Genomic DNA, 26,324 nt, shown 5'->3' with positions numbered 1-26,324 from the left:
CTCATTGCAAATATCAGCACAAACAATCCGAGGGGATCAGCGCGGCTGCATGCGGATGCCTCCGTCGAGGCGGATGGTCTCGCCGTTCAGCATGGCGTTCTCGACGATGTGGCGCACGAGCGCCGCGTACTCGGCGGGCTTGCCCAGCCGGGACGGATGCGGCACCTGGGCGGCCAGCGACTCCTGCGCCGCCTGGGGGAGCCCCGCCATCATCGGCGTCTCGAAGATGCCGGGCGCGATGGTGACCACGCGGATCAGCTGCCGGGCGAGCTCGCGGGCCAGCGGCAGCGTCAGGGACGCGACCCCGCCCTTCGACGCCGCATAGGCCGGCTGGCCGATCTGGCCGTCGAACGCGGCGACGGAGGCGGTGTTCACGATGACGCCGCGCTCCTCCCCGTACTCCCCCGCGACCGGCTCGGTCTCGGCCATCGCGGCCGCGGCGAGGCGCACCACGTTGAACGTGCCGACGAGATTCACCCTGACCACCCGCTCGAAGTCGGCGAGCGGGAGGACGCCGTCGCGCCCGAGCACCTTCGCCGCTGTCGCGATCCCCGCGCAGTTGACCGTGATCCGGAGCGGCGCCAGCGCCGAGGCTGTCGCCACCGCCTCCTGCACGCCCGCCTCGTCGGTGACGTCGGCGGGGACGAAGCGCGCGGTCGGGCCGAGGGCGATCGCCGCCTTCTCGCCCTCCGACGTGGGGAGGTCGACCAGCACGACGTGCGCGCCCGCCTCGGTGAGAGCGCGCGCCGTCGCGTTGCCGAGCCCGCTGGCCCCTCCGGTCACGAGCGCCGAGCATCCGTCGATCCGCATGGTGGTCCTTCCGTCGCAGGTGGCGAAGCGCGGCTCAGCGCAGCACTTCGATGAGGGTGGCGTTGGCGGTCCCGCCGCCCTCGCACATGGTCTGCAGGCCGTACCGGCCGCCCGTCGCCTCCAGCTCGTTCACCAGCGTGGCGAGCAGACGGGTGCCGGAGGAGCCGAGCGCGTGGCCGAGGGCGATCGCGCCGCCGTGCGGGTTGAGCCGGCCCGGCTCCGCGCCGAACTCGCGCTGCCAGAGCAGCGGGACGGGCGCGAACGCCTCGTTGACCTCGTAGGCGTCGATCTCGTCCAGCCCGACGCCGCTGCGCTCCAGGAGCTTGCGCGTTGCGGGGAGGATGCCGGTGAGCATGAGCAGCGGGTCGCTGCCGGCGACCGCGAACGAGTGGAAGCGGGCGCGCGGGCGCAGGCCCAGCCGGTCGGCCGTCTCGCGGCTCATGATCAGGGCGGCTGACGCGCCGTCGGTCAGGGGCGACGAATTGCCGGCGGTGATGCGCCACTCCAGCTGCGGGAAGCGCTGCGCCAACCGGTCCGTGCGGAACGCGGGCGGCAGCGATGCCAGCCGCTCGGCCGTGGTGCCCGGCCGGATCGTTTCGTCCGCGACGACGCTGCCGCTGTCGGGTGTCGGCACCGCGACCAGCTCGGGCTCGAAGGCCCCGCCGGCCGCGGCCTCCGCCGCGCGCGCCTGCGACCGCGCGGCATAGTCGTCGAGCTCGGCCCGCGAGAACCCCCAGCGGTCCGCGATCAGCTCGGCCGCGACGCCCTGGTTCACCAGCCCCTCGGGGTAGCGGGCGTGCAGCAGCGCTCCGCCGAGTGCCGCCCCTCCCGCGTTCGAGCCCATCGGGACACGGCTCATCGACTCCACCCCGCACGCGATGGCGATGTCGTACGCGCCGGCGATGACGCCCTGCGCGGCGAACGCGGCCGCCTGCTGGCTGGAGCCGCACTGCCGGTCGACGGTCACGGCGGGCACGCTCTCGGGGAAGCCGGCGCTGAGCACCGCCGTCCTGATGACGTTGCCTGCCTGCTCGCCCGATTGCGTCACGCATCCGCCGATCACGTCGTCGACGAGCGCGGGGTCGAGGCCGTTGCGGGTGGTCAGCTCGATCAGCACGCCGGCGAGCAGGTCGGCAGGGTGGATGTCGGAGAGCTCGCCGTCCGGCTTTCCGCGGCCCGACGGAGTGCGGACGACGTCGACGATGACGGCTTCGCTGCGCGCCATGTCAGGCTCCGAACGGGTCGGGGGTGAGCGTGTACTTCGTCGACAGGTACTCGTGGATGCCCTCGAGTCCTCCCTCCCGGCCGAGACCGGACTGCTTCACGCCGCCGAACGGCGCCGCCGCGTTGGAGACGACGCCGACGTTGAGGCCCATCATGCCCGTCTGCAGGCGCTCGATCATCCGCTGGCCGCGCGCGAGGTCCTTCGTGAAGACGTAGGAGACGAGGCCGTATTCGGTGTCGTTCGCGATCCTGACCGCTTCGTCCTCGTCGCGGAAGCGCACGATCGAGAGCACGGGCCCGAAGATCTCCTGCCGGAGGATCTCGCTGCCGGGCCGCACGTCGGTCACGACGGTCGGCTCGAAGAACGTACCGGCCCCGTCGACGCGCGACCCGCCGGTGAGCACGGAGGCCCCGCGCGTGACGGCGTCCTGGAGCAGCTCGCTCGCCTTGTCGACGGCGCCCTCGTTGATGAGCGGGCCGATCGTGACGCCCTCCTCGGTGCCACGGCCGATCTTCATCGCCTTCACGCGCTCGGTGACGCGCAGCGCGAACTCCTCCGCGACGTCCTCGTGGACGATGAACCGGTTCGCGGCCGTGCAGGCCTCGCCGATGTTGCGGAACTTCGCGAGCATGGCGCCGTCGACGGCGCGGTCGAGATCGGCGTCGTCGAACACGACGAACGGAGCGTTGCCCCCCAGCTCCATGGAGGTGCGCAGCACGTTCTCCGACGCCTGCTGGAGCAGCGTGCGGCCGACCTCCGTCGAGCCGGTGAACGACAGCTTGCGCAGGCGCGGGTCGGCGATGATCGGCGCCGACACCTTTCCCGAGGTGGAGGTCGTGATCACGTTCAGCACGCCCGCCGGGAGGCCCGCGTCGGCGAGCAGCTGAGCGAAGTACAGCGTGGTGAGCGGGGTCAGCTCCGCCGGCTTGACGACGACCGTGCAGCCCGCGGCGAGCGCCGGCGCGATCTTGCGGGTGGCCATCGCGAGCGGGAAGTTCCACGGCGTGATGAGGAAGCAGGGGCCGACGGGATGCTGCGAGACGATCATCCGGCCGGTGCCTTCGGGGTTGGTGCCGTAGCGGCCGGAGATGCGAACGGCCTCCTCGGAGAACCAGCGCAGGAACTCGCCGCCGTAGGTCACCTCGCCATTCGCCTCCGCGAGCGGCTTGCCCATCTCGAGCGTCATGAGCAGGGCGAAGTCGTCGCGGCGCTCCTGCAGCAGCTCCCACGCCTTCCGCAGGATCTCGCCGCGCACGCGCGGGGCCGTGGCCGCCCATGCGTCAGCGGCCGCGACCGCCGCGTCGAGCGCGCGCCCGCCGTCTTCGGGCGAGGCGTCGGCGATCTCCTTGATCACGCGCCCGGTCGCCGGGTCGTAGACGGTGAGGGTGCCGGCCGAGCCGCGCGTCCACTCCCCGCCGATGTAGAGGCCGTCCGGGACGCGGTCGAGCAGTGCGCCCTCGTCAATGGTCGCTGCAGCCATCGGTTCTGTCTCCTTCGGTCGGACCGGCTTCGTCGGCGGGCCGCCTTCTGAGCCGCCCTGCCCCGCACATCGTACGACTCCTGCCCGGGTGCGCTATCGGCTACCGGCAGCCGGAATGCCGAGGAACGGGAGCGCCGCCTGCTTGAACCCCCGCGCGCTGAGCGCCGTGACGTGGTTGCGCCGCGGCAGCAGCACGAGCTCGGCGCCGAGGATGCCGGCGGCGACGTCGGCGTCCTCGGCGACCGGGTCCGCGTCTCCGGCCACCAGCAGGGCGGGCACCGTCGGGCCGAGCGGGAGCGGGTGCGTCGCCATGCCGGCGACGCACGCCGCCAGCGCCTCCCTGTCGACGTCGGGGGCCCGGCGGAGCGACGCGACGAGCGGGGCGATCGGGGACTCGGCCTCCGGCATGACGACGTCGCCGCGGACCGACGCCTGCACGGCCGAGACGCCCCAGCGGCCGAACTGCTCGACGGTGCCGATGCCGCCGACGACGAGCCGGCGCACCCGGTCGGGAGCGAGCCGTGCGAGCGCCAGCGCGACCCAGCTCCCCATGGAGTAGGCGATCACGTCGACGGCGGCGAGCCCCTCCTCGTCGAGCATCGCGAGCAGGTCTGCGGCGAGCAGGTCCGGCGAGTACGCGGCGGGGTCGTGCGGCTTGTCGCTGCGTCCATGGCCGCGGAGGTCGGGGACGAGTGCCCCTCGGCCTCCCGCTGCGAGCGCCTCCACCCAGCCGGTCGCCTCCCAGGTGAGGGCTCCGGTCGTGGCGAAGCCGTGCACCAGCAGGACGGGGTCCGCGCCGGGGTGACGATCGCGATGGAGGTGCACGGCCCGGCCGTCGTTCGTCTCGCTGAGCGCCATGCCTCCCATCTTGGGCCGTGGTGCGCCGGGCAGCTAGTCCGCGACCTCCGCGTGCTGCACCGCCGTCGGAGGGGCCGGCTCCTCGGGGCGCTCCGCGACCTCGGCGCGCCCGCGATGGGCATCGGTCCGCCACAGCTTCGACGGCCACCAGATCGCCCGCCCGATGTCGTACGACAGTGCCGGCACCAGCAGCGAGCGCACCAGGACGGTGTCGAGGAGTACGCCGAAGGCGACGATGAACGCGATCTGCACGAGGAACAGGATCGGGATGACCGCGAGCGCCGCGAACGTCGCGGCGAGCACGATGCCGGCCGAGGTGATCACGCTTCCGGTGAGGCCGAGCCCGCGCAGGATGCCCGGTCGCGTGCCGATGCGCAGCGACTCCTCGCGCACCCTCGTCATCAGGAAGATGTTGTAGTCGACCCCGAGCGCGACGAGGAACACGAACCCGAACAGCGGGACGGACGCGTCGGCGCCCGGGAAGTGGAAGATCCCGTTGAAGACGAGCGCGGACACGCCCAGCGCAGCGGCGTACGACAGCACGACGCTGCCGATCAGCAGCACGGGCGCGACGATCGAGCGCAGCAGCAGCATCAGGATCAGCAGGATGACCGCGAGCACGATCGGGATGATCTTGAGCAGGTCGCTCTGCGCGGTGTCGTTGGTGTCGAGGGCGACGGCGGTCACGCCTCCGACGAGGACGTCGGGATCGGTGCTCGGGAGGGTCGCACGCAGCTCGCGGACCACCTTCTCGGCCGCTTCGGAATCGGGCTCTGCCTCCAGGGTCGCCTGGATCAGCACCTTGCCGTCCCTCACCACGGGCTCCGGCGCCGGGCCGCCCTGCTGCGGGCGCGCGTCGCCGCTGTAGAAGGAGGCCGTTGCGATGCCGTCGGTCTGCTCGGCGCGGTCGAGCACCTCCTGACCGTCGGACTCGCGTGCCACGATGAGCACGGGCGAGCCGGACCCGGCGTCGAAGTGCTTCGCGAGCACCGCCTGGCCGTCGACGGCGTCGGACTGCGACAGGATGACGTCGGTCTGCGCCACGCCGTTGGCCTTCAACTGGGTGAGGCCGAGGGCGCACGCCGCCAGCAGGACGAACGACACGAGCCACGTGATGCGGGGCCGGGAGGCGATCAACCGGCCGACGCGCAGCCAGATGCCGCGCACCCCCTCCAGCCCGGCCAGGCGCTGGCCATTCTCGTGCGAGTGCCGGCGCGTGTGATCGGCCTGGTAGAGCGGGCGGAACGGCCAGAAGGCCGCCCGGCCGAACACCGCGAGCAGCGCGGGCAGGAGCGTGAGGGCCGCCAGCAGCGAGAACACGATCCCGATGGCCGCGATGGGCCCGAGGCTCTTGTTGGAGTTGAGGTCGGAGAACAGCAGGCACAGCAACGCCAGGATGACGGTCGCGCCCGAAGCGACGATCGGCTCGAACGCCGAGCGCCAGGCCCGCAGAACGGCGGTCCAGCGCGACTCCACCTGCTCCAGCGCCTCCCGGTAGCGGGCGACGAGCAGCAGGGAGTAGTCGGTCGCGGCCCCGATCACGAGGATCGACAGGATGCCCTGGCTCTGCCCGCTCAGGCTGATCCAGCCCCACAGCGCGAACAGGTAGACGAACAGGATGGCCGCGCACAGGGCGAAGATCGAGGTGATGAGCACCAGGAACGGCAGCAGCAGCGCGCGGTAGACGAGCAGGAGGATGACGAACACCGCGGCGACCGCCACCAGCAGCAGGATGCCGTCGATGCCGCCGAACGCGTTGACCAGATCGGCGGTGAGGCCCGCCAGACCGGTGACCCACCCTGTCGTGCCGTCGGGCAGCTCGTCCGCGACCACAGTGCGGAGGTCGGCGACGACGGTCTTCGCGTTCTCGGTGTCGGCCACCGGCACGATGAACTCGAGTGCTTTGCCGTCCTCGGAGGGGATGGGGCCGGCCACGCTGGTGCTCTCGCCGCTCGGTGCTGCCTGGACACCCTCCACCTGCCCGAGCTTCTCACCGAGCGCCGCGTAGTCGCGGAGGGAGGACGTCGGGATGGTGTCGTCGGACTCCACGACGACGATGGCGGGGACGGCTTCGGCGTCGGTGAAGCGCTTCTGCCACTCCTGCACCTCGGTCGACTCGGCGCTCGCAGGGAGGAACGACGCCTGGTCGTTGCTCGACACCCCGGACAGCTTGCCGAACGTCGGGCCGCCGATTCCCGCTACGGCCAGCCAGACCAGCAGCAGTACCGTCGGCACCACGATGCGCAGCCAGCGCGGCGGGGCGGACGACTGCGTCGTGCTGGTCCCGGTCATGGCGCCTCCCGATTTAGCTAGATAAGTTAGTAATCAGCCTAGCGCGTATTATCCGGCTCTGCCAGGGGGCCGTCGAAGTCCACGCGTACCCGGTCGCCGTCGAGCCCGATGCGCGGGCGGAGGTCGCCGACGTACCCCGCGACCGTCTCGACGACCCTCCCACCGGGGCCCGGCCCACGCACCCGCGCGGTGAACCGCCCGCCGGTCAGCACGAAGTCGGTCGGACCGCCGTCGGCCGCCACCTCCACCCGAGGCGCCTCGCGCTCCGTCACGGCGACCTCGGCACGGGCGGGGTCGGCGCGGCTCGGCTCGTCGAGCGCGATGCCGCAGGACGTCACCGCGTCGAAGGAGGTGAGGGCGGCGCACTGGGCGAGGCGCGCCTCCACCGCATGCTGCACCTCGGCGGCGAACGCCGGGCTGGGATGGATGCCGAACCCTGCCCCGAAGGACGCATGCCCGTCGGCGACCGTGAGGGCGGCCTCCCCCGTCGACACGAAGAGGCGCTTGCCCGCGGTCAGGGAGTAGCGGCCCGGATACGCCAGGGCGCCGTCGGCGAGCGGCGCCGCCGCTCCCTCCACCCCCACGCCGCTGCCGCTTCGGGGCAGGGACGGCACCGCCACCGCGAGGCCACGGGAGATGTGCCAGCCGCGGCCATCCTCGGCGACGCCGACCCGGCCGCGATGGCGCGTCCCGCCGAGCAGGTAGGAGACCGAGAAGGAGGCTGCCACCCTGCCCCTCCGCTCGGCTCCGGCAGCGGCGGCCTCGGCGCGGATGCTCGTGATGCGGATGCGCTCGGCATGCCGGAGCACCCCGTCCGTCCTCAGGCCCGCCTGGTCTGCCGGCACGCGTGCGAGCCGGTTCGCAGTGGCCGCGTCGCCCGCCGCGATGGCCTGCGCATACTGCCGGGCGACGAGGGCGGGCCGATCCGCCTCCACCACCTGCGCACGCCCGACGGCCACACCGGACCCCAGTGCGCCTCCGCACGCCAGAACCAGCACGGCCGATAGCGCGACGGCGCGTCCGTGGCGCGAGCGGGACCACGCAGGGAGGAGCATCCTCCCACTCTAGCGACGCGCTATGTCAGATTTCAGTGGCGGAGCCGTCGCTGAGTGCGAGCTCCGCACCGGCATGCGCCAGTTCGGCGAGCGCCGCCTCGGACGTGGTCGGCGCCACACCCGCGACCAGATCGGTAAGCACCCGCACCCGCTGCCCATGCTCCAGGGCGTCCAGGGCCGATGCGCGCACGCAGTGGTCGGTCGCGATGCCGACGACATCCACCGCGTCGATACCGTGCTCGTCCAGGAGGTTGTGCACGGTCGACCCCGCGTCCGTACGCCCCTCGAAGATCGAGTAGGCGGGCACGCCCTGGCCCTTCCGCACGTGGTAGGTCACACGAGAGGTGTCGAGCGCCGGGTGATAGTCGGCGCCCGGGGTTCCGGCGACGCAGTGGGCCGGCCAGGAGTCGATGTAGTCCGGCTCGGCGGCGAAGTGGCCGCCGTTGTCGTTGTCGGCGTCGTGCCAGTCCCGGCTCGCGAGGATCACCGAGTAGTCGGCGGCATGCGCGCCCAGGAAGGCGGAGATCGCTGCGGCGACCGCCGCTCCCCCGTCGACCCCGAGCGCGCCTCCCTCGGTGAAGTCGTTCTGCACGTCGATGATGAACAGTGCCCTGGTCACGGTGCTCCTCCTCGGCCTTCTCCGCCTTCTCCGCCGCGCGGCGTCGCCGCTGTCAGCCGTTGGTCAGGTTGTCGCCGCACTTGTAGAAGCCGGTGACGAGCGTGTCGATCGCCTGCTTGGCGTTGTCGCTGACGTCGCCGAGGGCGAAGACGGCGAAGGTCAGCGGGGTGCCGTCGGCCGCGTCGACGATCCCCGACAGCGTGTAGCCGTTGTTGATCCAGCCGGTCTTCGCGTGGACGGCCCCGCGCGCGACGGAGTTGTCGCCGGTGAAGCGGTTGTACCCCGACGCGAGCGTGCCGGACTGGCCGGAGACGGGGAGGCCGTCGTAGACGATGCCGAGCCCGTTCTCGCGGTTGAGCACCTTGACGAACAGCCGCGTCAGGTACGACGGCGGCACGGCGTTGTCGCCGCTCAGGCCTGAGCCGTCGGCGATGTGAATCCCGGTGGTGTCGATGCCGTACGCCGCGAGACCGGCGAGCACACCCGCGTTCTCGGCGTCGAAGGTGTTGCCGGCGCCGCCCTTGATCGCGACCAGGCGGGCCAGCTCCTCCATGATCGTGTTGTCGGAGTACTTCATCGCCTGCTCGATGAGCGTGCTGACCGGCTGCGATTGCACCGACGCGAGCGGCTTCGCCCCGGCGGGAGCGGTGCCCTGGGTGACCGGAACGTTCGTCCCGAGGTACTGCTGGAAGTACTGCACGGCGCGCGCCACCGGGTCGGTGCTGCGCGGCGATTCCACGGCGCCCGGGTCGTCGCGGTCGCCGTCGACCATCAGGGCGGTCATGTAGGGGGTCGAGCCCTCGACCACGCGCTCCTCGCGCTCGTCCCAGCTCGGCTGCCAGACCGGGCCGCCGAACAGCGAGGTGTCGACCACGATGGAGGTGATCGGCTGGCCGCCCATCGCCTGCTTCGCCTGGGTGGCGAGATCCTGGATGGAGGGGGCGCCCGTGTAGAACGCGCCCTGGCCGCCCGGCAGCCGCGACAGCGTCACGTCGCCGCCGCCGACGAGCACGATCTGGCCCGGCGTGCTGCCGGCGACCACTGTGGTCTGCACGCGGTGGTCGCCGCCGAGGGTCGCCAGCGCGGCGGCCGAGGTCAGCGTCTTGAGCACGGAGGCGGTGGCGCCGGCCGCGGTGCCGTTGCGGTCGAACAGCACCTCGCCCGTCTTGGCGTTCAGGACCTGGGCGTGCAGCGAGCCGAGACGGCCGTCCTGCGCGAGCCCCGCCACCGAACAGGTGCGGATGCGCGTGGCGGCCGGCTGAGCAGCAGGCACCGGGCGCGCGGGCGCGGTGGTAGGCGTCGGTGTGGGAGTCGGGCTCGCCTTCGGGGAGGCCGAGGCGGTGGCGGAGGAGGTCGGAGCGCCCGCGGCGGAGGCCGCCGGGGCGCCGACCGTGGCGCCCAGGGCGACCGTGCCCGAGCCGAGCACGACGAACGCGGCGGCGGCCCCGGCCGCGATCCACGCCTTGGGGTGCGAGCGGATGGCGGCCATCGCGCCGGCCACGGAGAAGCGGCTGCCGGCGCGGGCGTCGACGCGGCGGCTCGACCGGGTCGGGGTCGGGTCCGCAGGCGCGCCGGAGTCGGGCAGGTCCGATTCGTGCATTCCGGTATGGTAACCGCTGTTGCTGAACGGCCCCAGTCCGGGGTGCGCGCCGATCCACGGCTGCAGGACGGGAACCGAATCCGGCGACCGGACAGTAGTGGGTATGGACAGGGATGAGTTCGACGAGGCCGCGGCCTGGTCGGCGGCACGCGGCGGGGACGGGCCCGCGTTCGCGTCGCTGTTCGACCTCCACCGCGACCGCGTCTTCGGCCACGCGCTGAGACTGCTGCGCGAGCCGCACGACGCCGAGGACGTGACCGCGGTCGTGTTCCTCGAGGCGTGGCGCAGGCGCGAGACCGTGCGGGTGGTCGACGGCTCGATCATCGGCTGGCTGCTGGTGACGACCAACTACACGATCCGCAACCACACGCGCAGCCGCCGCCGCTACCGCGCGGCGCTCGGCCGGCTGCCGCAGCCTGCGCCGCAGGACGACCACGCTCCCCGCGTCGACGCCGCCCTCGACGACGAAGGGAGGTCGCGCGTCGTCCGCGACGCCTTCGCCCGGCTCCCGCAGCGCGACCAGGACGTCATCACCCTCTGCGTGCTGGAGGAGCTCAGCACGGCACAGGCGGCGGAGGCGCTCGGCGTGCCGGAAGGGACCGTCAAGTCCCGCCTCTCGCGCGCCAAGCAGCGGCTGGCCGCCCTCACCGGCCCGGCCGCCGCCCCCGACTCCGATACCGACCAGGCGATCCTCGAAGGAGGTGCACGATGAGCACCGCGGAATTCGACCCCACCCGCAGCGCAGCCATCAGGCAGCTGCTGCTCGACACCGTCGCCGAGGCCCCGCGGCGGGAGCGCCGCACCCGCTTCGCGATCATCGGGGCGCTCACGGGCGCCGCGCTCGCCATCGCCGGAGGAACGGCCGCGCTGGCCCTGACCGGTGTGCTGCACTTCGGCGCACCCGAGCCGGGACCCGCTCCTCTGCCGACGCCGACGCAGACGTCGACAGGGGCGCCGACGCCGACACCGTCCCCCACGCCGACGCGCGATGCACGTCCGTTGCGGGTCACAACGGACCCGATCCGCCCGCACGACGTGACCACGGTCGCGACGGATCCGGGATGGGGGATCGACCTCCCTGGCACCGACGAGAGCTGCGAACAGCGCACCGCGTACGACATCGCGGACGGCTACGCCCTGTTCCAGATCGGCTCCAAGGTGATCGGGGATCGGGCGGACGACTGCACCCTCCCTGACGACCATCTGGCGCTGACGATGGTCGACACGCACACCGGCACGGTGCTGTGGACGCGCGAATGGAGGTGGGAGTCCGATGTGCCGGGTGGGACCGACACCCACGTGGCGCTTCTCGGCACCACCGGGCGCGCACTGATCGTGTCGCCGCGCTCCTCGAGCGGACCGCACGACGTGATCGACCTGAGCACCGGCAGCACCATCGCATCCGCGGCGTTCGGAACGGCCGGCCTGCCGGCGCAACAGGTGGTCCCCGTCGGAGGGGACTCCGGTGACGTGCTGGTCGCCCTTCCCCCGGACCCTGGTGCCGGCTTCCCGGAAGCGCGGCTGCTTCGCGCGGACCCGCGGGATGCGTCGCACGCGGTCTGGACGCGGTCCCTCGGCCTGTCCGCGTGGCTCCAGAGCCCCCGGTACAACGCCACCGGGGTCGTCCCGATCAGCTGGCGCACGGCCGAGGGCGACGCCGGCCACTTCAACGGCGTCCTGGACGTCGATACCGGCGCGGTGGTCCAGGGGGCGGCATACGACTCCGCCTGGCTCACCGAGAACGCCGCGCTGCGCACCTCGCAACCGGACCCGAACGGCACGGTGCAGCTGTCCGGGATCGACCGGGCGGGCTCGGCGCTGTGGACGGACGTCCTCCCGGCCGGATCGGACATCCGCGAGATCCGCACCCTGTCGGCGCGGCCAGGGAGCCCGGTCGGGACCACGGTCGGATCCGACCTGGTGGCCGCCGTCTCAGGCGGTGGACTCCTGGTCTTCGACGCGCTCGACGGCCGACTGCGCTGGAACGTCGCTCTGGATCGCTGCGCACCGGCGACGGCCGGGCAGTCCTACCCGGACGTGTTCCTCGACGAGCAGCGGAACGCGATCGTTCTCGGCTACGGGGGCGGCCGGACCTGCAGCTTCGACGCGGCCTCCGGCGCCCCGGCTCCCGTTCCCGACACGCCGATGTCCGCAGACGGTCCGATGCCGCTTCGCGGATGGTCCGAGGACTACGCCGTGCCGGACTGGACGGCGGACGGGACAGGGGCCGCCTACGACCGCGCGACCGGCGCGCGGCTCTGGCAGACGCCCACCGAGAAGCAGGAGCGCTGGTACTTCGCCGGAGGCGTGCTCATCCGCGAGCGCGGCCGCCACATCGAGCCGCTCGGCTGACCGCAGGACCCGGGGGAAGAAGGGGGAAAGCGAAAGGCCCGCTCCGGGGGGAGCGGGCCTTTCGTGTGGTGGAGCCGCCCAAGGGAATCGAACCCTTGACCTTCTCATTACGAGTGAGATGCTCTGCCGACTGAGCTAGGGCGGCGTGGGCCGGTGGCCGGCGCACAGTCAGATAGCTTACCCGATCCCCAGGCCTGTCACGAACACCGAGCGGCGTCACGAACACACCTGCGTGCCTTGCGGCGTCAGCGTACGTGGGCGCCGAGGGCCTGCAGCTGGTCGAACGAGCTGCGCAGCCGCTCCGCGAGCGACTCCACCCCGCCGTGGTCGGCCCAGCACGACCAGGCGTGGCGCATCCCGGCGAAGGCCACGTAGGTGACCAGGCGGGCGCGCTGGTGCAGGGTCTCCTGGTCGGAGGCGAGCGCCGGGTCGTCGTGGGCGAGGCGGCGCTGCACCACGGCACTCAGGGCGTCCTCGAATTTGTGCATCGTCGCCATGCGCTGCGCGAAGAGCTCGGGGTTGTCCTTGAGCAGGGCACGGCGCAGGAGGTGCATCTCCTGCATCGTCGCGGACTGCTGCTCGGGCGGCGAGGCGTCCCCCAGCTCGCCGCCGTCGATGGCCGCGATGAGCAGGGTGCTCAGGCCGTCGAGGATCGGCTCCTCCGGCCCGGCGTCGATGAAGCGCTCGATGCTCGCCTCGTCGGGGAGCTCCGGCAGCTCACCGATGATGGCCGACTCCTTCGACGGGAAGTAGTTGAAGAAGGTGCGCGGCGACACGTTCGCGGCGTGACTGATCTCGTCGATCGTCACGCGGTCGAAGCCGCGCTCGGTCGCCAGCTGCAGCGCCGCCAGCTGGATCGCCCGCCGCGTCGCGATCCGCTTGCGCTCGCGCAGACCGAGTTCGCCCTCCACCACCGTCACGTCCCGATTATTTCATCGTCTGCAAAATTGCACCACTACGGCGGCGCGCGGATGTTCGCTCAGCAGGTCTTGCCCTCTGCGGGCAGCTTCGCACTGACGAGGAAGTCGTCGACGGCGTTGTTCACGCAGGAGTTCGACTTGTTGTACGCGGTGTGCCCCTCCCCCTTGTAGGTGAGGAGGTGGCCGTTCTGCAGTTCGCTGGAGAGGTTCTTCGCCCAGACGTACGGCGTCGCCGGGTCGTTGGTGGTGCCGACCACGAGGATCGGGGCAGAACCCTCCGCGGCGATCGGACCGCGCTTCACCGTGGAGGTGAACGGCCAGTTGGCGCAGCCGATGTCGCCGTACGACATGTACGGGCCGATCACGGGCGCCGCCTTGGCGAGCTCCGCCGCCTGCTGGCGCATGACCGCCGGTGCGTCGTCGTACGTGTAGTCGAGGCAGTTGATCGCGAGGAACGCCTCCGTCGAGTTGTCGCCGTAGGTGCCGTCGCTCTTGCGGTTGTTGTACGCGTCGGCCAGCGTGAACGCGGTGGCCGCGCTGCCCTTCATGACCGAGCTGAACATGTCGCTCAGGTACGACCACGCGGTCGCGTCGTAGAGCGGGTAGATGATCGCTGTCACCAGGGTGTTCGCACCCAGCTCCCGGCCGTCGGAGTTGCGGATCGGGCTCTTCTCGACCGAGGCCAGCAGCGACGAGATGGTCGCCATCCCGTTCTCCACCGTCCCGTCGAACGGGCAGTCCTTCTGCTGCAGGCAGTCGCCCAGGTAGGCGCGCAGCGCGCTCTCGAAGCCCTGGGCCTGCACCTTCGTCACGTCGAAGTTGCTGGCGGCGGGGTCGAGCGCGCCATCGAGCACCAGTCGGCCGGTCTTGTCCGGGTAGAGCTCGGCGTAGACGGCGCCGAGGTAGGTGCCGTACGAGTAGCCGAGGTAGTTCAGCTTGGTGTCGCCGAGCACGGCGCGCAGCAGGTCGAGGTCATGCGCGGCGCTCACCGTGTCGACCTTGCCCAGCAGGGCGCCCGTGTTCGTGTCGCAGGCGGCGCCGAAGTCCTTCGAGATCTTCGTGTTCTCGGCGATCCACGCGTCGGAGCCGCGCACACCGGGCGTGATCCCGTAGAGGTAGTCGTCCATCTGCTTCGCGTCGTAGCACTTCACCGCGCTCGAGCGGCCGACGCCGCGGGGGTCGAAGCCGACGATGTCGAAGTGGTCCTGCAGCGTGCTGTCGGTCGCGTAGTCCACCGAGTCGGCGACGAAATCGAAGCCGGAGCCGCCGGGGCCGCCCGGGTTCACCAGCAGGGAGCCCTGCTTCGTGCCCTTGGCCGGCTGCCGGACGAGCGCCAGCTCGACTTCGCCTGCGGAGGGGTCGGCCCAGTCGCGCGGCGCCTTCGCGGTCGTGCACTGCATGCCGCCCGAGCAGCTCTTCCAGGTGAGCACCTGGCTGTAGAACGGCTGCAGGTCCTCGGCGACCTGCTCCTTCACGGGGGTGGAGGTCGTGGCCGCCTTGGGTGGGATGAACCAGGTGACGCATCCGGTCAGCGTGAGCGCGACGACGGCGACGACGGCCGCCGCCGCGGTGCGCACGGCGTGCCGGCGCAGGGCCGGCCGGCCCGATCGGGTGGTCACAGGTCGGTCCCCTTTCGCGCGGCGGTGCCGCGAAGGATGGTGGTGAGCATGGCCTCGAGGGCGAGTGCCGGGGCGACGTTGCCGTCGATCCGCTCGCGCGCGGTCGCGATCGCGTCCATCGCCGAGAGCGTAGCGGCGGGAGTCGAGTGGGCGCTGAGAGCCTCCAGCCTGCCGCGCAGCTCCACGTTGACGAGCTCGCTGGCGCTGCCGAGCTGCAGCATCATCACGTCGCGATAGAGCGAGAGCAGGTCGACGAGGATGCGGTCGATGCCGTCGCGGAGGCTGCGGGTCGCGCGGCGCTTCTGGTCCTCCTCCAGCTGGCGCAGCTGGGAGCGCAGGGCCGGCGGGATCGTGCCGCCCGGCTCGACCCCGAGCGAGCGGAGGGCGCTCTCGCGCTCCTCGGCGTCGCGCTCCTCGGTGATCGCCTTCGCGTCGGCGCCCGCCACCTCCAGCAGGGACGCCGCGGCGAGCACGGCGTCGGAGACGGTGCGGATGCCGAGGGCGAGCTCGAGGGTGCCCTCGCGGCGGCGGCGCGCCTCCTCGTTGGTCGCGAGGCGGTGCGCCATGCCGATGTGGCTCTGCGCGTGGCGCGCGGCGCGCTCGGCGGTCTGGGGGTCGACACCGTCGCGGCGCTCGATCAGCGCGGCGACGTCGGCGACGCTCGGCACCTTGAGCCGGACCGTGCGGACGCGGGAGCGGATGGTCGGCAGGAGGTCGGCCTCACTGGGCGCGCACAGGATCCACACGGTGCGCTCCGGCGGCTCCTCCAGGGCCTTCAGCAGGACGTTGGAGGTGCGCTCGGTCATGCGGTCGGCGTCCTCGATCACCATCACCCGGTAGCGGCCGACCGACGGCGAGAACTGCGAGCTCGACACCAGCGCGCGCACCTCGTCGATGGAGATGATGACGCGCTCGGTGCTGAGCACGGCGAGGTCGGGGTGCGTGCGCGCCTCCACCTGCCGCTGCGTGGCGCGGTCGCCGTCCGGCGTGCCGGGGCTGAGCAGCGCGGTCGCGAAGGCGTAGGCCAGGTTCGAGCGCCCGGACCCGGGTGGGCCGGTGATGAGCCAGGAGTGCGTCATGCCGCGGTCGGCGACGTTGTCACGGCCCGACGCGGCGGCGCGCATGACGGCGATGGCCTCGTCCTGACCCGTCAGGTCGTCCCACACCGTCATGCTCTCCAGGCTAACGGGCACGGCGGACACGGGATGCGCGGGTCGGATGGGGGGAGGTCGCTCGCGCGACTCAGACGCGGTCGTCGAGGCGGGCGCGGATCTCGGCGGCGATCTCGTCGACCGGCCGCGATGCGTCGACGACGAGGAACCGCTCGGGCTCCGCGGCGGCCAGTTCGAGGTAGGCGGCGCGGACGCGGGCGTGGAAGTCGGAGCGCTCCGCCTCCAGCCGGTCGTACCGCGTGCGCGCACCGTCGAGCCGGGCCCGCGCGGTCGTCTCATCGAGGTCGAGGAGGATCGTCAGGTCGGGCAGGAGCCCCTCCGCCGCCCACAGCGACAGGTCGCGCACCTCCACCGGGTCGAGCACGCGCCCGGCGCCCTGGTAGGCGACCGAGGAGTCGATGTAGCGGTCCTGGAGGACGATGTCGCCGCGGTCGAGCGCCGGCCGCACCAAGGTGGCCACGTGGTGCGCGCGGTCGGCGGCGTAGAGCAGCGCCTCTGCCCGCGGCGCGATGTCGCCGCGGTGGTGCAGGACGATCTCGCGGATCTCGACCCCGGCCTCCGTGCCACCGGGCTCGCGCGTACGCACGACCCGTCGGCCGCGGGAGGTCAGCCACTCCTCGAGGAGCGCCGCCTGCGTCGACTTGCCGACGCCGTCGCCGCCCTCGAGGGTGATGAAGAGCCCGCGGCCTGCTGCCTCCACGCTCACTCGGCCGCCGGCTTCGCGGCGCGCGTGGCGGGCTTCTTGGCGGTGGTCGTCTTCTTGGCCGCCGTGGTCTTGGCCGCCGTGGTCTTGGCCGCCGTGGTCTTGGCCGCCGTGGTCTTGGCCGCCGTGGTCTTGGCCGGCGCCTTCTTGGCGGGGGCCTTGCGCGTGGTCGTCTTCTTCGCCGGCCCCTTGGCCCGCTTGTCGGCGAGCAGCTGCACGGCGCGGTCGAAGTCGACCTCCTCCACGGTCTCCCCGCGCGGGATGGTCGCGTTGGTCTCGCCGTCGGTCACGTATGCGCCGAAGCGGCCGTCCTTGATCTTGATCGGCTTGCCGCTCACCGGGTCGGCGTCGAACTCCTTGAGCGCGCTGGAGGCACGGCGGTTGCCGTACTTCGGCTGCGCGAAGAGCTCGAGGGCGCCGGCCAGGTCGACGGTGAACAGGTCGTCCTCGCTGGTCAGCGACCGGGTGTCCGCGCCCTTCTTGAGGTAGGGGCCGTAGCGTCCGTTCGCCGCCTGGATCTCCTCGCCGCTCTCGGGGTCGACGCCGACGACGCGCGGCAGGTCGAGCAGCTTGAGGGCGGTGTCGAGGTCGATCGTCGCGAGGTCCATCGACTTGAACAGGGAGGCGGTGCGGGGCTTCGCGGCCGCCGCCTTCTTCGCGGGCTTCTTGGCCCCGGTGACCTCGCCGGTCTGCTGGTCGACCTGCTCCTCCTCCGGGTCGGCCTCGGTCACGTACGGGCCGAACCGGCCGTCCTTGGCGAGCACCACCTTGCCGTTGGCGGGGTTGGAGCCGAGGACGCGGTCGGTCTGGACCGGGGCCTCGATCAGCTCGCGCGCCTTCGCGGGGGTGAGCTCGTCGGGCGCGAGGTCCGGCGGCAGGTTGACGCGGCGGGGCTGCGCATCCTCCGCTGCGCCCTCCTCCGAGCCTTCGGCGGCGACCTCCAGGTAGGGGCCGTACTTGCCGATGCGGAGGGTCACGCCGTCGTCGATCGCGATGGAGTTGATGCTGCGGGCGTCGATGTCGCCGAGGTTGTCGATGACCGTGCGCAGACCGCGGTGCTTGTCGTTGCCGAAGTAGAAGCTGTTCAGCCAGTCGACGCGCTCGGCCTCGCCGTTCGCGATGCGGTCGAGGTCCTCCTCCATCTCGGCGGTGAAGTCGTACTGGACGAGGTCGCCGAAGTAGTCCTCCAGCAGGCGCACGACCGAGAACGCGACCCAGCTCGGCACGAGCGCCTGTCCGCGCTGCGTGACGTACTTGCGGTCGATGATCGTCGAGATGATGCTCGCGAAGGTGGAGGGGCGGCCGATGCCCAGCTCCTCCAGCGCCTTCACGAGGCTGGCCTCGGTGTAGCGGGGCGGCGGGGTGGTCTCGTGGCCGTCGGCGTCGACCGCGGCGACCTGGAGGGACTGCTTCGGCTCGAGCGGCGGCAGCTTGGCGTCCGACGCGTCGGCCGCGTTGCGCTCCTCGTCCTTGCCCTCCTCGTAGGCGTTGAGGAAGCCGCGGAAGGTGATGACCGTGCCGCTGGCGGTGAACTCGGCGACGGTGCCGTCGAGCGGCCCCTCGGCGATGCGCGCCTCGACCGTGACGGAGGCCGTCTGGCCCTTGGCGTCGGCCATCTGCGAGGCGACCGTGCGCTTCCAGATCAGCTCGTACAGCTTGAACTCGGGCCCGCGCAACGAGCGCTCCAGCTCGCCCGGCGTGCGGAACACCTCGCCGGCGGGACGGATCGCCTCGTGCGCCTCCTGCGCGTTCTTGCTCTTGGACGCGTAGGTGCGGGGCTTCTCGGGCACGGTCTCGGGACCGTACAGCTTCGCCGCCTGCGACCGCGCCGCCTTCGTCGCCTGCTGCGAGAGCGAGGCGGAGTCGGTACGCATATAGGTGATGTACCCGTTCTCGTACAGCGACTGGGCGACGCTCATCGTCTGCCGGGCGGAGAACCGCAGCTTGCGCGCGGCCTCCTGCTGCAGCGTGGAGGTGGTGAACGGCGCGGCAGGACGGCGCGAGTACGGCTTCGAGTCGACCTTGGCGACCGTCACGACGGTGCTCGGGAGGCTGATCGCCGCCGCGAGGGCCTGGGCGGCCTCCTCGTCGAGGATGCGCGCGCCGGAGGTGAGCCGGCCGTGGTCGTCGAAGTCGCGGCCGGTGGCGACGCGGTCACCGTCGACGCGCGCGAGGCGCGCCTGGAACGCTGACGCCTCCTCCGGCTTCAACTGCGCGGTGAGCCCCCAGTAGGACGCCGCGACGAAGGCGAGCCGCTCGCGCTCGCGGTCCACGACCAGGCGGGTCGCCGCCGACTGCACGCGGCCGGCCGACAGCCCGGGGCCGACCTTGCGCCACAGGACGGGCGAGACCTCGTAGCCGTAGAGGCGGTCGAGGATGCGGCGCGTCTCCTGCGCGTCGACGAGTGCCGTGTCGATGTCGCGCGTGTTGTCGCGCGCCTTCTCGATGGCCTCGCGGGTGATCTCGTGGAAGACCATGCGCTTGACCGGGATCTTCGGCTTCAGCTCCTTGACCAGGTGCCACGCGATGGCCTCGCCCTCGCGGTCCTCATCAGTGGCGAGCAGGAGCTCGTCCGCGTTCTTGAGCGCCCGGCGCAGGTCGGCGACCGTCTTCTTCTTCTGGTCGGAGACCACGTAGTACGGCTCGAAGCCGTTCTCGACATCGACGGAGAACTTGCCGAGCGAGCCCTTCTTGAGCTCCGGCGGCAGATTCTTCGGCTCGATCAGGTCGCGGATGTGCCCGACCGAGGCCATCACCTCGTAGCCGTCGCCCAGGTACTGGGCGATCGACTTGACCTTGTTCGGAGACTCGACGATGACGAGCTTCTTCGTGTCAGGCACCTGACTCCTCTTATATGTACGCAGTGTCGGGATGAAGGTACGACGATGTCGGCCGACCGATCGTGGTCGTGCGCTCCCCCGAGTGCCGCTTCCGATCAGCGGCGAGCGCGGGCCGAACCGGCCCGACAGGCAAACCATACACACCTCAGCCGTTGGAGTGCCTAATCGATGGGGGTTGTTCGCGCGCGGCGCAGTGCTCCGGCCGAGCCTGCACGCCCTTGTCACAGTGAGGGGCGCGAGGACAATGGTCGTATGGCAACGACTTCGATGACGACGTACACCGCCAAGCTGATCGACGGGCCCCTGGAGGGCAAGACCATCTCGATCGCCTTCCTCGACTCGGGCGACCCGCGCCCCCGCCTCGAGCTCCCCGCCCCGTCCGGCGGCAAGAAGTACCTCTACGTGCGCGCCTCCGGCCTCGAGCGCGAGTTCGCGTCCGAGGGACCGGGAGCCGAGCGCCCCAGCGCGGTGGGCTACCGCTACCTGGAGACCGTGTTCGACTGATCTGCGCCGTCCGGCTGGGCCTGCTGCGCTCCCGGCGGAGCGCCCTGTCCCGACCGCTCCCGGCGGACCTGCGCGTGCCGACGACGCCGCGCGCAGCCCGAGGTACGGGAGCGACACGGTGACGGTCACGGTCACTCCGTCGGCGGTGCAGCGCTCGACGGCGGCGGCGTTCGCCGTCGCCACCTCCTCCGCGACCGGGCACGGGATACCCGGGATGCGTCCGCTCGCCGCGTCGGCCGCCGCGAGCGCCGCGAGGTCCGAAGCGGCCTCCGCCCGGCGCACCTGCAGGGAGGCGCCGGCGACGACGACCGCGGCGCCGGTCACGCACAGCAGCAGTCCGACCACCGTCATCACGAGAACGCTTCCGGATCCGCGGTCGGAGGCGTGTCGTTCATTCGGGGAAGCGCTCATCCGGCGCCACCTCCTTCCTCGGCCTCTTCGTCGATCGCGCACTGGCGCGCGCTGACCGCGAGGCCGAGCGCACCCACGCCGGGCGCCTCACTACGCGCCGTGAGCGTCACGCACACCATTCCGCCTTCGTGCTGCACGTCTTGTCGGATGGAGCGGTCCGAGGCGTCGACGGACGGGCCGGGCACGGCTTCTCCCCGCCCGAGCTGCCGTGCCTGATGCGACGCCTCCCCCACCAGCCGGCTCTGCTGGGCGACAGCCTGCACGGCGCCCAGGCAGAGGACCAGGCACAGGAGGGCCGCGGGGAGCGCAGCGGCGAACTCCGCCGTCACGCTCCCCCGCTCCCGGTCAACCGGCCACGCTGAGCGCACGATGCACCAGATCGGTCAGGATGCCGCGCACCTCGTCGCCCCGCAGCAGCGCGACCAGCACCGCCGCGAAGCCGACGGCCGCCATCGTCGTCATCGCGTACTCCGCCGTGGCGGCGCCGCGTTCGTCGCCGATCAGGGTCCGCAACGCTTGGCCTGAGCCGGCGACCCGCTCCCGCAGGGCGCCAGGGCTGTCGCAATCTGCCGCGCCTCGGTGCACTCCGGCTGTTCTGATCGTCATCGGACTCCCCTTCTCGAGCCGCTCCGTGCGGCTCCATTCCATGCTGGAAGGAGGACGCCGACGGCGGTCGGGGCGGGGCGGATCCGTGGAGAAGTCAGGTGATCAGGCCCCCTGTGGAGGAGAGGAGCGCCAGAACGACGGGCGCCACCCCCAGCAGGAGGAACGCCGGGAGCACGCACACCGCGAGCGGCATCATCAGCCGGACCCCCAACGTCGCCGCCTCAGCCCGAGCACGTGCACGTGCCGTCCGCCGCTCGCGCCGCGCGGCGGATCGGAGCAGGTCGGCTGCGGGCGCGCCCGCACGTTCGGCGAGGTGGAGGACGCGGTCGATCGACGGGTCGTCCGGCTCGGGCCTGCCCAGACGACGCAGCGACTCCACGGCCAGGCGGCGCGAGGCGGAGACCGAGAGTCCGGCGCCGAGGCCGATGGCGACGAGGTCAGGCACCTCCCCCGGCAGCCGCACGTCGCGGGACGACCGCCCGACCAGGGCGCGGGTCCAGAGCCGCCCCGCGGCGGTGAGCCCGACGCCGACGAGCAGCACGACCACCCCGAGCGGCGACCGCGTGAGAGCGCCGAGCACGTCGACCCCGAGAGCGGAACCCATCGCAAGGCCGACCGCGGGAAGCCAGCCGACAAGGCGCGCGGTCGATCGGGGATTGCTCAGCGCGACCTCGACCTCCCGCAGGGCATCCGCGCGATCGTGCAGGGCGGAGGCCACGCCGTGAAGCGAAGGAGCGAGCGCCGCGCCTGCCTCGATCGCCACCAGCCACACGGCGGCGAGCGGCGCGAGCAGCCGCGCATCAGGCCCCTGCGCCGCGGCGAGCGCCGACGCGGGCTGCGAGCCGTCCGCGATCCGCGCGGCCACCCGACGCAGGGCGGGGAGGTGCGCGTCCTCCAGCACCAGGCGCCACGAGGATGCCGGCCCCACGCCGGCGTCGAGGAGCACCGCCAGCCCTTCGGCGGTCTCTGCGAGCACGTCGGCGATGGCCGCGCGTGCGGACAGGCCGTCCGCGCGACGGGAGCCGCCGCTCCCCCGGCGGCCCGAGCCTCCAGGAGGCGTCGCGGGGCTCAACGCCCGATGGAGACTCATGGCGACCTCACCTCCACCCGCGCCACTTCCAACCGCCCATCGGCACCCGTCGTGAGCCGGGCGAATCCCTCCACCCGGCGACCCGCCCCGGTCCGTTCGACGTGCACGACGAGTCCGATCGCGCTCACCGCCTGTCGTGCCAGCGAGCGGTCGGACATGCCCGCGAGCGCGCCGAGAGCCTCGAGCCGGGCGGGTACGTCGTCGAGCGTGTTCGCGTGCAGAGTGCCGGCGCCGCCGTCGTGACCGGTGTTGAGCGCCGCGAGCAGGTCGCTCACCTCCTCCCCTCGGCATTCGCCGAGCACGAGCCGGTCGGGTCGCATCCGCAGCGCCTCCCGCACCAGTCGCCGGAGAGCCACACCGCCGCGACCCTCGACGTTCGCCTGGCGCGCCTGGAGTCCGACGACGTGGGGATGCGGGACGCGGAGCTCCGCCACGTCCTCGATGATGACGAGGCGCTCACCCGGCGGCGCGTGGGCGAGCATGGCGGCCAGCAGGGTGGTCTTGCCGGCGCCGCTCGCGCCCGTGACGAGGATGTTGGTCCGGGCCTCCACCGCCCGCTCCAGCGCCGCGCACTGCGCCGCCGTGATCGTCCTGAGCCGTGCGAGGTCGGTCAGCCGGAGGGTGGTGCGGCCCGGGATCCGGATGGACAGCAGCGTGCCACCGGTCGAGATCGGCGGCAGGACGGCGTGCACGCGCACGCCGTCGTGGAGGCGGACGTCGACGAACGGCGTCGCCTCGTCGATGTGCCGGCCGCCGCGGGCGATCAGGTCGACGGCGAGGCGGCGCGTCTCGGGCTCGTCCGCATGCCACTCCGGGATGCGATGCAGGCCCGCGCGGCCGTCGGACCACAGCGAGCCGTCCCCGGTGATGAACAGGTCGGTGACGCCCTCGCGCATGAGGTACGGCGTGAGCGGGCCGAAGGTGCTCCACAGCCCGGGAGCGGGGATGGCGACAGGAGGAGGTATCGGCGGCGCTTCTCCCTCCGCCTCCCGACGGACCGTGTCGAGGACCGAACCACGCGGGATCGTGGCGTCGAGGTCACCCGGCAGACCGTCCCTGTCGAAGGGAGCGTCGCCGGCACGATGCCGTGACAGTGGATTCATACGCCCAGCGAAACGGCCGGCGACGTGGCGCGGTCAGGCCGACATGGATCCGTGGAGAACCGTCGGGGTGCCCGCTCCCTGTGGAGAGAACGAACAGACCCGCTGAAAAACAGACCCGTTAAACAAAGGGGGGCCGCACCTATTGGGGGGAACAGGTGCGGCCACTGCGGCGCAGGATTGGGGGGAATCGGTTGCGCCGCACGCCAGAATAAACATTCGGCCGAGGGACAGTTTACGCGGAATCAATGCAAACGCAAGTCTCTGTGGGACGCGTCGCAGGCAGGTTGTAGAGTCAGGAACTGTCGCGCCACGACTGGGAAGACAACCGGAATCCACCGCATCGCAAAGGAGCGAACAGACTCCCTATGAGCAACACCATCGACAACCTGCTCCATGAAGCCCGCCGGTTCGCGCCGAGCGAGCAGTTCGCGGCGAACGCCGTCGCGACGGCCGACCTGTACGAGCGCGCGTCCGCCGACCGTCTCGGTTTCTGGGCCGACCAGGCCCGGGAGCTGCTGCACTGGCACACCCCCTTCACCTCGACGCTCGACTGGTCGAACCCTCCATTCGCCACGTGGTTCGACGACGGCGCGCTCAACGTGGCGTACAACTGCCTCGATCGGCACGTGCTCGCCGGCAACGGCGACCGGGTCGCGATCCACTGGGAGGGCGAGCCCGGCGACACCCGCACCATCACCTACGCCGAGCTCACCGCCGAGGTGAAGAAGGCGGCGAACCTCCTCACCGCGCTCGGCGTCCGGGCGGGCGACCGCGTCGCCATCTACCTGCCGATGATCCCGGAGGCCGTGATCGCGATGCTCGCGGTGGCCCGGCTCGGCGCGGTGCACTCGGTCGTCTTCGGCGGGTTCAGCGCCGAGAGCCTCCGCTCCCGCATCGACGACGCGGAGGCGAAGCTCGTCATCACCGCGGACGGCGGCTGGCGCAAGGGCCGCGTCTTCCCGCTCAAGGACGCTGTCGACGCCGCGCTCCAGGGCGGGGACACGACGGTCGAGCACGTGCTCGTCGTCAAACGCGGCGAGAACGAGGTCGCCTGGACCGAAGGCCGCGACCTGTGGTGGCACGACGAGATCGCGCTGGTCGACGCCGACCACGTGGCCGCCGCGTTCCCGGCGGAGAACCCGCTGTTCATCCTCTACACCTCGGGCACGACCGGGAAGCCGAAGGGCATCCTCCACACCTCCGGCGGCTACCTGACGCAGGCCGCGTTCACGCACAAGAACGTGTTCGACCTGCGCCCGGAGTCCGACGTGTACTGGTGCAGCGCTGACGTGGGCTGGATCACCGGCCACACCTACGTGGTGTACGGGCCGCTCGCCAATGGCGCCACCCAGGTGCTCTACGAGGGCACCCCGGAGACCCCGCACCCCGGCCGCTGGTGGGAGCTGATCGAGAAGTACAAGGTCTCGATCTTCTACACGGCGCCGACCGCCATCCGCTCGTTCATGAAGCTCGGGCGGCAGCACCCGCAGAAGTTCGACCTGTCGAGCCTGCGCGTGCTCGGCTCGGTGGGTGAGCCGATCAACCCCGAGGCGTGGATGTGGTACCGGGAGGTCATCGGCGGCGGCGAGACCCCGATCGTCGACACGTGGTGGCAGACCGAGACGGGCGCGATCATGGTTTCGGCGCTCCCCGGCGTGACGACGCTGAAGCCCGGGAGCGCGCAGGTGCCGCTGCCCGGCATCTCGATCGACATCCTCGACGAGGCCGGCGTGCCCGTCGGCAAGGATCAGGGCGGCCTCCTCGTCGTCACCGAGCCGTGGCCCAGCATGCTGCGCGGAATCTGGGGCGACCCGGAGCGGTTCAAGGAGACCTACTGGTCGAAGTTCGGCGACAAGTACTTCGCCGGCGACGGGGCCCGCTACGACAAGGACGGCGAGATCTGGCTGCTCGGCCGCGTGGACGACGTGATGAACGTCTCCGGCCACCGGCTCTCGACGGCCGAGATCGAGTCCGCGCTCGTCGCGCACCCGCTCACCGCGGAGGCGGCGGTGGTGGGCGCGGCGGACGAGACGACCGGCCAGGCCGTGGTGGCGTTCGTCATCATCAAGCAGAACCAGCTCGAGTACGCCGAGTCGATCGACGTCGCCGCGGAGCTGCGCAAGCACGTCTCCGAGCAGATCGGCGCGATCGCCCGGCCGCGCGAGATCTTCATCGTGAACGAGCTGCCGAAGACGCGCTCGGGCAAGATCATGCGGCGCCTGCTGCGGGATGTTGCGGAGGGCCGGGAGGTCGGCGACACCACCACGCTCGCCGACACCGCGGTGATGAGCAGCATCCAGAGCAAACTCTCGTAGCGCAGCCGCGACGGCAACAGTCGAGTACGCGAAAAATGCCACGAATCCGAGCGATTCGTGGCATTTTTCGCGTACTCGGCTGTTGCCGAGCCAGGGAGGGTCAGGTGAACGCGAGGATCAGCTCCACCTCGACCGGGGAGTCGAGCGGCAGCACCGCGACGCCGACCGCCGAGCGTGCGTGGACGCCCGCGTCGCCGAAGATCTCGCCGAGCACCTCCGAGGCGCCGTTGATGACGCCGGGCTGGCCGGTGAACGACGGGTCGGAGGCGACGAAGCCGACGACCTTCACGACCCGGGTGACGCGGTCGAGCGAGCCGATCACGCTCTTGGCGGCGGCCAGCGCGTTGAGCGCGGACGTGCGGGCGTACTGCTTGGCGTCGCCGGCGGGGATGAGGCCGTGCCCCTCCCCCACCTTGCCCGTCGCCGGCAGCGCACCGGAGACCATCGGGAGCTGACCGGAGGTGTAGACCAGGTTTCCCTCGACGACCGCCGGCGTGTACGCGGCGACGGGAGGCACGACGTCGGGCAGGTCGATGCCGAGCTCGGCGAGGCGCTGCTCGATGGCGGCCATCAGGCGTCGTCCCCGTCGACGATCTGACGCTTGAGGTAGGCCACCAGCCCACCCTCCGGACCGGTCACCACCTGGACCAGCTCCCACCCCTCCGAGCCCCAGTTGTTGAGGATCGCGGCGGTGTTGTGGATCATCAGCGGGGTGGTCAGGTACTCCCAGCGCGGCATCGTGCTCCTTGT

General features: G+C 71.8%; 23 protein-coding genes, 1 tRNA gene and 1 pseudogene. 4 read left to right on the top strand and 21 right to left on the bottom strand.

What is annotated here, in order from left to right:
• Positions 1-36 precede the first annotated feature (36 nt).
• From P5G50_RS07715 to P5G50_RS07680, 8 genes are all read right to left on the bottom strand, one after another.
• Positions 37-810, bottom strand: coding sequence for a 3-hydroxyacyl-CoA dehydrogenase (locus tag P5G50_RS07715; RefSeq protein WP_301211257.1), 774 nt, complete (start codon positions 808-810; stop codon positions 37-39).
• 34 nt (positions 811-844) lie between these two features.
• Positions 845-2,035, bottom strand: a complete 1,191-nt coding sequence (locus P5G50_RS07710) for a thiolase family protein (protein WP_301211259.1) — start codon at positions 2,033-2,035, stop codon at positions 845-847.
• Position 2,036: 1 nt separating this feature from the next.
• Positions 2,037-3,515 carry an NAD-dependent succinate-semialdehyde dehydrogenase gene (locus tag P5G50_RS07705; protein WP_301211262.1) on the bottom strand — a complete coding sequence of 493 codons (1,479 nt, stop codon included), beginning with the start codon at positions 3,513-3,515 and terminating at the stop codon, positions 2,037-2,039.
• A 93-nt stretch (positions 3,516-3,608) separates the two neighbouring features.
• The gene (locus P5G50_RS07700) at positions 3,609-4,373 is read right to left on the bottom strand and encodes an alpha/beta fold hydrolase (protein ID WP_301211263.1); all 765 of its coding nucleotides are present in this window, start codon (positions 4,371-4,373) and stop codon (positions 3,609-3,611) included.
• A 33-nt stretch (positions 4,374-4,406) separates the two neighbouring features.
• Positions 4,407-6,665 carry an MMPL family transporter gene (locus tag P5G50_RS07695; RefSeq protein ID WP_301211265.1) on the bottom strand — a complete coding sequence of 753 codons (2,259 nt, stop codon included), beginning with the start codon at positions 6,663-6,665 and terminating at the stop codon, positions 4,407-4,409.
• A gap of 38 nt (positions 6,666-6,703) precedes the next feature.
• Positions 6,704-7,720, bottom strand: coding sequence for a hypothetical protein (locus P5G50_RS07690; RefSeq protein ID WP_301211267.1), 1,017 nt, complete (start codon positions 7,718-7,720; stop codon positions 6,704-6,706).
• A 25-nt stretch (positions 7,721-7,745) separates the two neighbouring features.
• Positions 7,746-8,339 (bottom strand): isochorismatase family protein, encoded by a 594-nt coding sequence (locus tag P5G50_RS07685; RefSeq protein WP_301211270.1) that lies wholly within the window; start codon positions 8,337-8,339, stop codon positions 7,746-7,748.
• Between the two features lie 52 nt (positions 8,340-8,391).
• A complete protein-coding gene (locus P5G50_RS07680) occupies positions 8,392-9,939 on the bottom strand; it encodes a D-alanyl-D-alanine carboxypeptidase/D-alanyl-D-alanine-endopeptidase (protein WP_301211273.1) in 1,548 nt (515 codons plus the stop codon).
• Positions 9,940-10,042: 103 nt separating this feature from the next.
• Here P5G50_RS07680 and P5G50_RS07675 point away from each other — a divergent pair, with 103 nt between their 5' ends.
• Complete coding sequence (locus P5G50_RS07675) at positions 10,043-10,651, top strand: RNA polymerase sigma factor (protein ID WP_301211275.1); 609 nt, start codon at positions 10,043-10,045, stop codon at positions 10,649-10,651.
• A complete protein-coding gene (locus P5G50_RS07670; RefSeq protein ID WP_301211277.1) occupies positions 10,648-12,291 on the top strand; it encodes an outer membrane protein assembly factor BamB family protein in 1,644 nt (547 codons plus the stop codon). Before P5G50_RS07675 ends, P5G50_RS07670 begins: the two co-directional genes overlap by 4 nt.
• 69 nt (positions 12,292-12,360) lie before the next feature.
• Here the strand turns inward: P5G50_RS07670 and P5G50_RS07665 are convergent.
• The 6 genes from P5G50_RS07665 to topA all read right to left on the bottom strand — a co-directional run bounded on the left by P5G50_RS07665 (position 12,361) and on the right by topA (position 19,545).
• Positions 12,361-12,436: transfer RNA gene (locus P5G50_RS07665), tRNA-Thr, on the bottom strand.
• Positions 12,437-12,536: 100 nt separating this feature from the next.
• The gene (locus tag P5G50_RS07660) at positions 12,537-13,211 is read right to left on the bottom strand and encodes a TetR family transcriptional regulator (protein WP_301211278.1); all 675 of its coding nucleotides are present in this window, start codon (positions 13,209-13,211) and stop codon (positions 12,537-12,539) included.
• Positions 13,212-13,270: 59 nt separating this feature from the next.
• Positions 13,271-14,830, bottom strand: a complete 1,560-nt coding sequence (locus tag P5G50_RS07655) for an alpha/beta hydrolase (RefSeq protein WP_301211280.1) — start codon at positions 14,828-14,830, stop codon at positions 13,271-13,273.
• The gene (locus P5G50_RS07650; protein WP_301211282.1) at positions 14,827-16,002 is read right to left on the bottom strand and encodes a DNA polymerase III subunit delta'; all 1,176 of its coding nucleotides are present in this window, start codon (positions 16,000-16,002) and stop codon (positions 14,827-14,829) included. Before P5G50_RS07650 ends, P5G50_RS07655 begins: the two co-directional genes overlap by 4 nt.
• Positions 16,003-16,072: 70 nt before the next feature.
• Entirely contained in the window at positions 16,073-16,702 is a 630-nt protein-coding gene (tmk, locus tag P5G50_RS07645) for a dTMP kinase (RefSeq protein ID WP_301211284.1), read from the bottom strand.
• A 2-nt stretch (positions 16,703-16,704) separates the two neighbouring features.
• Complete coding sequence (topA, locus tag P5G50_RS07640) at positions 16,705-19,545, bottom strand: type I DNA topoisomerase (RefSeq protein ID WP_301211286.1); 2,841 nt, start codon at positions 19,543-19,545, stop codon at positions 16,705-16,707.
• Between the two features lie 252 nt (positions 19,546-19,797).
• Here topA and P5G50_RS07635 point away from each other — a divergent pair, with 252 nt between their 5' ends.
• Complete coding sequence (locus P5G50_RS07635) at positions 19,798-20,049, top strand: hypothetical protein (protein ID WP_301211288.1); 252 nt, start codon at positions 19,798-19,800, stop codon at positions 20,047-20,049.
• Positions 20,050-20,124: 75 nt separating this feature from the next.
• Here the strand turns inward: P5G50_RS07635 and P5G50_RS18585 are convergent.
• From P5G50_RS18585 to P5G50_RS07615, 5 genes and pseudogenes are all read right to left on the bottom strand, one after another.
• Positions 20,125-20,460, bottom strand: a pseudogene (locus P5G50_RS18585) (Rv3654c family TadE-like protein); the annotation flags it as partial.
• The gene (locus tag P5G50_RS07630) at positions 20,457-20,789 is read right to left on the bottom strand and encodes a hypothetical protein (protein ID WP_301211290.1); all 333 of its coding nucleotides are present in this window, start codon (positions 20,787-20,789) and stop codon (positions 20,457-20,459) included. The pseudogene P5G50_RS18585 and the gene P5G50_RS07630, both read right to left, overlap by 4 nt.
• A 16-nt stretch (positions 20,790-20,805) precedes the next feature.
• Entirely contained in the window at positions 20,806-21,066 is a 261-nt protein-coding gene (locus tag P5G50_RS07625; RefSeq protein ID WP_363319460.1) for a DUF4244 domain-containing protein, read from the bottom strand.
• A gap of 94 nt (positions 21,067-21,160) precedes the next feature.
• Positions 21,161-22,156: a type II secretion system F family protein gene (locus P5G50_RS07620; protein WP_301211292.1), complete on the bottom strand. Its 996-nt coding sequence runs from the start codon at positions 22,154-22,156 to the stop codon at positions 21,161-21,163.
• Positions 22,153-23,259: a TadA family conjugal transfer-associated ATPase gene (locus P5G50_RS07615; RefSeq protein ID WP_301211294.1), complete on the bottom strand. Its 1,107-nt coding sequence runs from the start codon at positions 23,257-23,259 to the stop codon at positions 22,153-22,155. The genes P5G50_RS07620 and P5G50_RS07615 overlap by 4 nt, the downstream gene beginning before the upstream one ends.
• Positions 23,260-23,624: 365 nt before the next feature.
• Here P5G50_RS07615 and acs point away from each other — a divergent pair, with 365 nt between their 5' ends.
• Entirely contained in the window at positions 23,625-25,574 is a 1,950-nt protein-coding gene (gene acs / locus P5G50_RS07610) for an acetate--CoA ligase (RefSeq protein WP_301211296.1), read from the top strand.
• A 100-nt stretch (positions 25,575-25,674) separates the two neighbouring features.
• Here the strand turns inward: acs and P5G50_RS07605 are convergent, their stop codons facing one another.
• Complete coding sequence (locus tag P5G50_RS07605) at positions 25,675-26,145, bottom strand: RidA family protein (protein WP_301211298.1); 471 nt, start codon at positions 26,143-26,145, stop codon at positions 25,675-25,677.
• The gene (sp36, locus tag P5G50_RS07600; protein ID WP_301211300.1) at positions 26,145-26,312 is read right to left on the bottom strand and encodes a Sp36 family protein; all 168 of its coding nucleotides are present in this window, start codon (positions 26,310-26,312) and stop codon (positions 26,145-26,147) included. Before sp36 ends, P5G50_RS07605 begins: the two co-directional genes overlap by 1 nt.
• Between the last annotated feature and the right edge of the window lie 12 nt (positions 26,313-26,324).

Source organism: Leifsonia williamsii, assembly GCF_030433685.1.
Taxonomy (GTDB): domain Bacteria; phylum Actinomycetota; class Actinomycetes; order Actinomycetales; family Microbacteriaceae; genus Leifsonia; species Leifsonia williamsii.
The sequence above is the reverse complement of the archived record's forward strand: the minus strand, read 5'-3'. Positions and strand labels throughout refer to the sequence as shown.

What these genes read in the sequence shown, in the direction of transcription:
- P5G50_RS07670 (WP_301211277.1), top strand. Translation starts at nt 10,648, where the DNA reads ATGAGCACCGCGGAATTCGACCCCACCCGCAGCGCAGCCATCAGGCAG.
- P5G50_RS07675 (WP_301211275.1), top strand. Translation starts at nt 10,043, where the DNA reads ATGGACAGGGATGAGTTCGACGAGGCCGCGGCCTGGTCGGCGGCACGC.
- sp36 (WP_301211300.1), bottom strand. Translation starts at nt 26,312, where the DNA reads ATGCCGCGCTGGGAGTACCTGACCACCCCGCTGATGATCCACAACACC.
- P5G50_RS07650 (WP_301211282.1), bottom strand. Translation starts at nt 16,002, where the DNA reads ATGACGGTGTGGGACGACCTGACGGGTCAGGACGAGGCCATCGCCGTC.
- P5G50_RS07715 (WP_301211257.1), bottom strand. Translation starts at nt 810, where the DNA reads ATGCGGATCGACGGATGCTCGGCGCTCGTGACCGGAGGGGCCAGCGGG.
- P5G50_RS07700 (WP_301211263.1), bottom strand. Translation starts at nt 4,373, where the DNA reads ATGGCGCTCAGCGAGACGAACGACGGCCGGGCCGTGCACCTCCATCGC.
- P5G50_RS07605 (WP_301211298.1), bottom strand. Translation starts at nt 26,145, where the DNA reads ATGGCCGCCATCGAGCAGCGCCTCGCCGAGCTCGGCATCGACCTGCCC.
- P5G50_RS07695 (WP_301211265.1), bottom strand. Translation starts at nt 6,665, where the DNA reads ATGACCGGGACCAGCACGACGCAGTCGTCCGCCCCGCCGCGCTGGCTG.
- P5G50_RS07710 (WP_301211259.1), bottom strand. Translation starts at nt 2,035, where the DNA reads ATGGCGCGCAGCGAAGCCGTCATCGTCGACGTCGTCCGCACTCCGTCG.
- P5G50_RS07635 (WP_301211288.1), top strand. Translation starts at nt 19,798, where the DNA reads ATGGCAACGACTTCGATGACGACGTACACCGCCAAGCTGATCGACGGG.
- P5G50_RS07680 (WP_301211273.1), bottom strand. Translation starts at nt 9,939, where the DNA reads ATGCACGAATCGGACCTGCCCGACTCCGGCGCGCCTGCGGACCCGACC.
- P5G50_RS07615 (WP_301211294.1), bottom strand. Translation starts at nt 23,259, where the DNA reads ATGAATCCACTGTCACGGCATCGTGCCGGCGACGCTCCCTTCGACAGG.
- P5G50_RS07625 (WP_363319460.1), bottom strand. Translation starts at nt 21,066, where the DNA reads ATGACGATCAGAACAGCCGGAGTGCACCGAGGCGCGGCAGATTGCGAC.
- P5G50_RS07620 (WP_301211292.1), bottom strand. Translation starts at nt 22,156, where the DNA reads ATGAGTCTCCATCGGGCGTTGAGCCCCGCGACGCCTCCTGGAGGCTCG.
- acs (WP_301211296.1), top strand. Translation starts at nt 23,625, where the DNA reads ATGAGCAACACCATCGACAACCTGCTCCATGAAGCCCGCCGGTTCGCG.
- P5G50_RS07690 (WP_301211267.1), bottom strand. Translation starts at nt 7,720, where the DNA reads ATGCTCCTCCCTGCGTGGTCCCGCTCGCGCCACGGACGCGCCGTCGCG.
- P5G50_RS07705 (WP_301211262.1), bottom strand. Translation starts at nt 3,515, where the DNA reads ATGGCTGCAGCGACCATTGACGAGGGCGCACTGCTCGACCGCGTCCCG.